Annotated in this window: 9 protein-coding genes; 4 read left to right on the top strand and 5 right to left on the bottom strand. The window is 70.4% G+C overall.

Annotated elements, in window-relative coordinates:
- Positions 1-841: NAD-dependent epimerase/dehydratase family protein (locus EYA84_RS01240; RefSeq protein WP_131051115.1), on the bottom strand; the 841-nt coding region annotated here is incomplete at its 3' end.
- A 30-nt stretch (positions 842-871) separates the two neighbouring features.
- On the opposite strand from EYA84_RS01240, the gene EYA84_RS01235 reads away from it, so the two are divergent.
- Together EYA84_RS01235 and EYA84_RS01230 are read left to right on the top strand one after the other, a co-directional pair.
- A complete protein-coding gene (locus EYA84_RS01235; RefSeq protein ID WP_236145536.1) occupies positions 872-1,351 on the top strand; it encodes a pyridoxamine 5'-phosphate oxidase family protein in 480 nt (159 codons plus the stop codon).
- A gap of 58 nt (positions 1,352-1,409) precedes the next feature.
- A complete protein-coding gene (locus EYA84_RS01230; RefSeq protein ID WP_131051114.1) occupies positions 1,410-2,009 on the top strand; it encodes a DUF4291 domain-containing protein in 600 nt (199 codons plus the stop codon).
- A gap of 126 nt (positions 2,010-2,135) precedes the next feature.
- Here the strand turns inward: EYA84_RS01230 and EYA84_RS01225 are convergent, their stop codons facing one another.
- The 3 genes from EYA84_RS01225 to EYA84_RS33105 are packed head-to-tail and all read right to left on the bottom strand — an operon-like array spanning position 2,136 to position 3,558.
- Positions 2,136-2,639 carry a DinB family protein gene (locus EYA84_RS01225; RefSeq protein ID WP_131051113.1) on the bottom strand — a complete coding sequence of 168 codons (504 nt, stop codon included), beginning with the start codon at positions 2,637-2,639 and terminating at the stop codon, positions 2,136-2,138.
- Positions 2,639-3,277 (bottom strand): bifunctional 2-polyprenyl-6-hydroxyphenol methylase/3-demethylubiquinol 3-O-methyltransferase UbiG, encoded by a 639-nt coding sequence (locus EYA84_RS01220; protein ID WP_131051112.1) that lies wholly within the window; start codon positions 3,275-3,277, stop codon positions 2,639-2,641. Before EYA84_RS01220 ends, EYA84_RS01225 begins: the two co-directional genes overlap by 1 nt.
- The gene (locus tag EYA84_RS33105) at positions 3,274-3,558 is read right to left on the bottom strand and encodes a hypothetical protein (protein ID WP_201272258.1); all 285 of its coding nucleotides are present in this window, start codon (positions 3,556-3,558) and stop codon (positions 3,274-3,276) included. Before EYA84_RS33105 ends, EYA84_RS01220 begins: the two co-directional genes overlap by 4 nt.
- An 80-nt stretch (positions 3,559-3,638) precedes the next feature.
- Here EYA84_RS33105 and EYA84_RS01210 point away from each other — a divergent pair, with 80 nt between their 5' ends.
- Positions 3,639-4,226 (top strand): helix-turn-helix domain-containing protein, encoded by a 588-nt coding sequence (locus EYA84_RS01210; protein WP_131051111.1) that lies wholly within the window; start codon positions 3,639-3,641, stop codon positions 4,224-4,226.
- A 156-nt stretch (positions 4,227-4,382) separates the two neighbouring features.
- Here the strand turns inward: EYA84_RS01210 and EYA84_RS01205 are convergent, their stop codons facing one another.
- Entirely contained in the window at positions 4,383-5,552 is a 1,170-nt protein-coding gene (locus EYA84_RS01205; protein ID WP_161594875.1) for an SDR family NAD(P)-dependent oxidoreductase, read from the bottom strand.
- 58 nt (positions 5,553-5,610) lie between these two features.
- On the opposite strand from EYA84_RS01205, the gene EYA84_RS01200 reads away from it, so the two are divergent.
- Positions 5,611-6,267: a TetR/AcrR family transcriptional regulator gene (locus EYA84_RS01200; protein WP_131051110.1), complete on the top strand. Its 657-nt coding sequence runs from the start codon at positions 5,611-5,613 to the stop codon at positions 6,265-6,267.
- The last annotated feature ends 64 nt before the right edge of the window (positions 6,268-6,331 follow it).

Here is a 6,331-nt window from a genome sequence, read left to right as displayed (position 1 = left end):
CCGCCGCACCGCTGCGGGCCGCCCAACCGTGCGCGGCCGGGTCGGCGATCCACAGCGGAAGCGACTCCGGGCCCATGTACTCGGCCACTCCCTGCGCCACCAGCCAGGCGGGGTCGGCGTGCACGAGCGGACCGGTGTGGCCGGCCACGGCCCGGGACCGGGCGACCCATTCGGCGAAGGGTACGACCGGGCCGACCGCGTTGAACGTGCCGACCGTGCCGGCCCGTGCGCTGTCGAGCAGCCAGGCGGCCAGGTCGCGGACGTCGACGACCTGGGTCGACAGGTCGGGATCACGCGGTACGAGCAGCGGTGTGTCGGGGTCGCGGGCGGCGCGGGCGACCCAGTAGCCGGTCCGGCCGCTGTGGTCGCCCGGACCGCCGATCAACCCGGCGCGGGCCACCAGGGCGCGGTCACCCACCTCGCTCGTGGTGATCTGTTCGCAGGCCGCCTTCGCCTCGCCGTACTCCTCGCGGTCGACCGTGTCGCGGTTCGTGGCGGGCAGCGTGGGCGCCGACTCGTCGGCGCCGGGGGTGTCGTGGTCGGCGTAGGCGCTGACCGAGGAGACGTAACTCCAGTGCCGGGCTCGGCCCCCCAGGGCCCGCAGCGCCTCCCGCACGAAGCGCGGCTGCCACGACACCTCGACGACGGCGTCCCAGTCACGGTCGCGCAGCCCGTCGTACGCGCCGGGATCGCCCCGGTCGGCGGCCACCAGGACCGCGCCGGGCGGTACCGTCCCGATCTCGCCCCGGGCCAGGCAGGTGACGGCGTACCCCCGGTCGACCGCCTGCCGGGCGACCTCGTGCCCGAGCCACGCCGTGCCGCCCAACACCAGCATCTCCATGTCCACGAGCCAAGCAGCGGTGTACGCGGCATGCCAAGATTCTTCGCCGACGGCAGAAGCCTGCGGGCGTACGCCACCGGTCCTAGGCTGGTGGTCATGTTCCGCGACGAGGATCTCGCCCTGCTCGCCCGGCCGCTGCACGCCTTCCTCACCGTGGCGCCCCGGGGCGACCGCTGGCCCGCGCCGCGCCCGGTGTGGTTCGAGGTCACCGACGACGGGGATCTGCAGATGTTCTCGCTGCCGGACGCGCCGAAGCTGGACCGGATCCGGGAGCGACCCCGGGCCTCCGTGGTCGTGGCCGCACCGACCGGCGAGCCCGAGCACTGGGTGTCGGTGGAGGGCCCGGTCACGTTGCACGACGACGGTGGCGTGGAGTTGGCGACCCGGCTCGCCGAGCGGTATTACGACATCAGCGATCCCGCGCGTCAGAGCCTGGTCGACGAGTGGCGCAGCGGGGGAGTGGTCCGCATCGTGCTGCGTCCCGAGCGGGTGAACCGCTTCTCCATGTGACGGTTCGCGCCGCCGAATTCGGTGGCTCGTGCTCGGGTGGGTCGGCGACGATCGGCGGATGTCCGTACCCCTGCGTCAGATCCGCGCCCGATACTCGGCCGACACCATCACCGTCTACCAGGCGTATTCTCCGCAGATCGCGGAGCCGGCGGTGGCGGCGGGTCGCTTCGTGGCCCCGTTCAAGCGGGAACGGATGACGTGGATCAAGCCGTCGTTCCTGTGGATGATGTACCGCTGCGGCTGGGCCACCAAGGAGGGCCAGGAGCGGGTGCTCGCCGTGGACCTGCGCCGCGAGGGTTTCGAGTGGGCGTTGGAGCGGGCCTGCCTCAGTCACTACGACCCGGAGGTGCACGCCGACCGGACGGCCTGGTCGCGGCAGCTCAAGACCAGCCCGGTACGGGTGCAGTGGGATCCGGAACGGTCCCTGCGCCTGGCGGCGCTGCCGTACCGGTCGTTGCAGGTGGGGCTCTCCGGTCCGGCCGTCGCCGGGTACGTCGACGACTGGGTGGTGGCCATCCGCGACGTCACCGCCGACGTGCGGCAGATCCGGGACCTGGTGCGTGCCGGCGACGACCGGGCTGCCGTCGCCCGGCTGCCGGTCGAGCAGGTGTACCCGTTGCCCGCGCCGATCGCCGCCGTCATCTGTGCCACCCGCTAGCGCAGTGACACCTCGACATGGGCGGGCCGGATCCTCAAGGGAGCCGGCCCGCCACCTGTCTTCAGATCCGCTTCGAGCGCCGTTCCAGATCGGCCTGGACGGGATCGGGACTGGCCGCAGTGGCTGTCAGCGGCCGGTGGAACCGTCGATCCTCTCGCGGATGATGTCTGCGTGCCCCGCGTGGCGTCCGATCTCCTCGATCATGTGGACCAGCACCCATCGCTGCGACGGCGGCAGGGCGTCGCGGCCGGGCGGCCGGGGTGCCGGCTGGGTCAGATCGGTCCAGGTGTCGATGACCTGGTTCGCCTGCGCGATCGTCGCCCGGTAGCCGGCGAGCAGGCCGTCGACGGTGTCGTCCCGAGTGGGCTGGAACGTGCGGCGCATGTTGGTGATCGGTTCTTCGAGGAAGTAGAACCTCTCGACGGCGGTCACGTGTTTGATCAGCCCGAGGAGGCTGGTGCCGGAGGGTACGCCGGCGGTGCGGACCTCGGGCTCCGGTACGTCGGCGACCTTGTCCATGATCGCGTTGCGGAGGTAGTCGATGAAGCCGACCAGGGTGTCCTTCTCGCCGGGGGCGGTCCACGCGGGCCCGGTGTCCTTGCGTCTCCTGGGTCGGGCGGTCGGCGACATCAGCTTCTCCGATCATGTCGGTGGATGAGCAGAACGTTGTCGGTGACGGTGGCGGTCCGGCCTCCCGGTCCGGTGGCCCGGCGGTGCGGCGTGTCGGCGCGTACGACGGACCATCGGTCCGGGTCGAGGGCGAGCTCGGCTGCGGTCTCGCCGGGTGAGGGGTAGTGCGTGTCGGGATCCTTGTTCCACGACCAGGGTGCGGTCGAGCCGTGGTCGACGATCAGGAGATGACCGCCGGTACGCAACGCGTGCGCCGCGGTACGCAGTACCCGCGCGCGATCCAGCGTGAAGGGAGTGTGCAGGTACTGCGCGGAGATCAGGTCGAACTGCCGGTGGGGGAAGCTCCGGGCCAGATCGTGCTGTTCGCCGGTCACCCGGTCGTCGATGCCGAGTTGTCGGGAGCGTGCCCGCACCCTTTCCACGGCGGCGGTTGAGATATCCACAGCGGTGACCTGCCAGCCGTGCCGGGCAAGCCAGATGGTGTCGCCGCCGACGCCGCATCCCAGGTCGAGGGCATCGCCGGGAGGCAGTGTCTCGGCTGTTTCTGTCAACACCGGGTTGGGGTGCCCGGTGCCGCCGCCGCGCCGGGCGCGGTAGTGCTGTTCCCAGAACGCTTCGGCCTTGAGCGCGTCGGTCATCGGTCCGCCCCGTCCGCGAAGAAGGTCACCAGCTCGGTGGTGACGAGCGTGGGCATGATCTCGCGCCACGAGTACCCCGACTGGGGCCCGCCGTGCAGGAGGACGAGCGGCTCGCCCGTGCCGCCGGTGACGTCGTGCATCTTCACGCCGTCGACGTCGGCTGTCTCGTGCGTGAACTGACGGTCGAACTCGGCGTCGTCCCGGGTGGCCGCGTCGTGACCTGCGGCGACGGTGCGCGACCACCGCGTTGCTGATCTCGAAGTTGCTGCTGATGTGAGCATCGGTTGCCTACCTCCGCTGCCAGCATGACCAGCGGCGTTGCCTATTTGCGAGAAACGTTGCGGATCCGCAAGATGGGTTCATGAACGTCACGTCGCACGACGTCCTTGCGGGCGTCGGCCCGCGCCTGCACGCACTACGCCAGGCCCGGAACATCTCGCTGGCCGCCTTGGCGGCGGAGACCGGCCTGACCGCAAGCACGCTCTCGCGTCTGGAGAACGGGAAACTGCGCCCGACACTGGAGCAACTGCTGCCGCTGGCGCGGGCGCACGGCGTCGCGCTCGACGAACTGGTCGCGGCCCCGCCCACCGGCGATCCCCGCATCCACCTGCGGCCGGTACGGCGATCCGGCTTCACCGTCGTGCCGCTGACCAGACGTGCCGGAGGCATCCAGGCCTACAAGGTGATCTATCCACCGGCCGGGAAGTCGGCCACGACGACACTGCAGACCCACGAGGGGTACGAATGGTTCTACGTACTCAACGGAAATGTCCGGCTCGTCCTCGGTGACCAGGAATACCGGCTGGGCCCCGGCGAAGCCGCAGAGTTCGACACCCGGATCCCGCACCAGATCGGCAGCGCCGACTCTCAGGCCGCGGAGCTGCTCACGCTCTTCGGCGCCCAGGGCGAACGCGCCCACCTGTCGCCCTCCCTGACACCGCCCACCTGAACGAACCGGTCTGGACGCGGCGGGCGGGCCCGCCGGGCGTCGGCGCGGCGAGCGACCTCTGCGAGGCTGCGCGAGGAGACCGGGTGCGCGATCGAGCAGTTGGCCTTCGCCGGTTACGGCTGGGGCGGACCTCAGGCTGCCCCCAGCCGGGACGGATCAGAGGGGGGCGATCGCGAGGTCGGTGACCTGGTCGTCCTTGATGCCGAACACGAACGAGAAGGACAGGGGTCCGCCGGGGAAGTCGCCGTCCCCGGAGGCCACCAGCCGGTCGTCCGCGAACGAGGTCGGCGTGAGCACGATCTTGGGGTTGATCAGATGCCCCTGGATCCACTCGCGGATCTCGGCCTCGCCGGCCCAGACCCTTCCGTCATCACGCACGGTGGCCCCGTCGCTGAAGACTGCGGCCAGCGCGTTCACGTCGTGCGCGTTGGTGGCCTCGACGAAGGTGTCGACGGCCTGGGGGAGAGTGATGTCGTTCATGTCCGTTCTCCGGTCTTCGAAGTCAGCGCTGCGGGACAGCTTCTCGTTCGCGCGCAGCTCCGCGAGGGCGTTCTCGTGCATCGCGACGACGACGTCGTAGCCGGAGTTGCCGAGCACGATCCGGTGCGGTGGAACGGGAGCGTTCATCGCGCTGATCACGGCCTGCACACCACGAACAGGGTCACCTGCCTGCTTGCCGTCAGCGTCCACGAAAGCCGCCTTGACGGTCTCGACCATCGGCACGTAGGCGTCGACGGTCTCGGTGACGGGCTCGTCGCGGAAGTAGGAGAAGGCGCTGGTGCGGAACGCTCCCGGCTCCACGGCGAGCACGCGTACGCCGAACGGTGCGACCTCCTGGCGCAGTGTCTCCGACAGTCCTTCGATCGCGAACTTCGCCGCCGCGTAGTAACCGAACCCCTTTGCGCCGACGAGGCCGGCCACCGACGACATGTTCACGATCCAGCCGTCGCCGCGTGCCCGCATACCCGGCAGGACCGCGCGGATCACGTCGACCACGGCGAACAGGTTGAGGTCGAACGTGCGGCGGATGGTCTCGTCCGGGGCCCCCTCGATCGAGCCGTACCAGCCACGGCCCGCGCTGTTGACGAGCACGTCGATCCCGCCGAACCGCTCCTCTGCCGTCGTGACCGCCGCGCGCACCTGGTCGGCGTCGGTGACGTCGAGCTGAAGCACCAGCACCCGCTCACCGAACGGTGCAGCCCATTCCCGCAGTTCAGAAGGCCGACGCACCGTGACTGCCACCTGATCGCCCTGTGCCAGCGCGGCCTCGGCATAGACCAGGCCGAACCCTCCGGGCGTCCCACCGGTGATGAACCAAGTCCTCATGGACTTCTCCTTCCGCTATAGCGAGCAATGTAGCGCTACATGAGCTAATGTAGCAATCATGCAGAGCGCGCGAGATCGACTCCTCCTTGCCGCAGCCGAGTTGCTGGAGGGCGGCGCCACGGTGTCCACGAGGGCGGTGTGCGAACGCGCCGGGGTGCAAGCCCCGACGCTGTACCACCACTTCGGCAGCAAGCAGGGCCTGATCGACGCCGTGGCGAACCACGGCTTCACCCAGTACACGGCGGTCGAGAACTCGGACGACCCGCTGGACGACCTGCGTAGTGGCTGGGACAAGCACGTGCAGTTCGGGCTGGAGCACCCCTCGTTCTACGGGCTGCTCTACGGCCGCGCCGAGCCGGGAAGGACCTGCGCCGTCACCGCTCCCGCGCACGCCGCGTTGCGCGAGCGATTCACCGCCGCTGCCGCCCGGGGCCTGCTCAAGGTGCCGGCGGCCGATGCCGCCGAGCAGCTGTTCGCCGCCAACATCGGCATCACGCTCACCTTGATCAGCCAGCCGGAGCCGGACTTCGGGCTGTCCGGGCGTGCCCGCGAGGCCGCGTTGGCCGGAGTCCTGCACACGCCTTCCACCGCCGCCTCCACGACCCGTGCCAGCGCGGCCCTGACGTTGCGGGCGCTGGTCGACGACGATCCGGGCGACCTCACCCCGGGCGAACGCGGACTGCTCGGCGAACTCCTGGAGCGACTGGCCCGCTAGAGCCGGCGCCGGCTGCCGGGGCCGCTGTTGACTCTCAGGCGACTTGAGACGCCAAGGTGGTGGT

The sequence above is a fragment of the Verrucosispora sp. SN26_14.1 genome, from assembly GCF_004307965.1.
Classification (GTDB): Bacteria; Actinomycetota; Actinomycetes; order Mycobacteriales; family Micromonosporaceae; genus Micromonospora.
The sequence above is the reverse complement of the archived record's forward strand: the minus strand, read 5'-3'. Positions and strand labels throughout refer to the sequence as shown.

Coding starts and splice junctions, on each gene's coding strand:
- EYA84_RS01230 (WP_131051114.1), top strand. CDS start 1,410: ATGTCCGTACCCCTGCGTCAGATCCGCGCCCGATACTCGGCCGACACC.
- EYA84_RS01225 (WP_131051113.1), bottom strand. CDS start 2,639: ATGTCGCCGACCGCCCGACCCAGGAGACGCAAGGACACCGGGCCCGCG.
- EYA84_RS01205 (WP_161594875.1), bottom strand. CDS start 5,552: ATGAGGACTTGGTTCATCACCGGTGGGACGCCCGGAGGGTTCGGCCTG.
- EYA84_RS01220 (WP_131051112.1), bottom strand. CDS start 3,277: ATGACCGACGCGCTCAAGGCCGAAGCGTTCTGGGAACAGCACTACCGC.
- EYA84_RS01210 (WP_131051111.1), top strand. CDS start 3,639: ATGAACGTCACGTCGCACGACGTCCTTGCGGGCGTCGGCCCGCGCCTG.
- EYA84_RS01200 (WP_131051110.1), top strand. CDS start 5,611: ATGCAGAGCGCGCGAGATCGACTCCTCCTTGCCGCAGCCGAGTTGCTG.
- EYA84_RS33105 (WP_201272258.1), bottom strand. CDS start 3,558: ATGCTCACATCAGCAGCAACTTCGAGATCAGCAACGCGGTGGTCGCGC.
- EYA84_RS01235 (WP_236145536.1), top strand. CDS start 872: ATGCCAAGATTCTTCGCCGACGGCAGAAGCCTGCGGGCGTACGCCACC.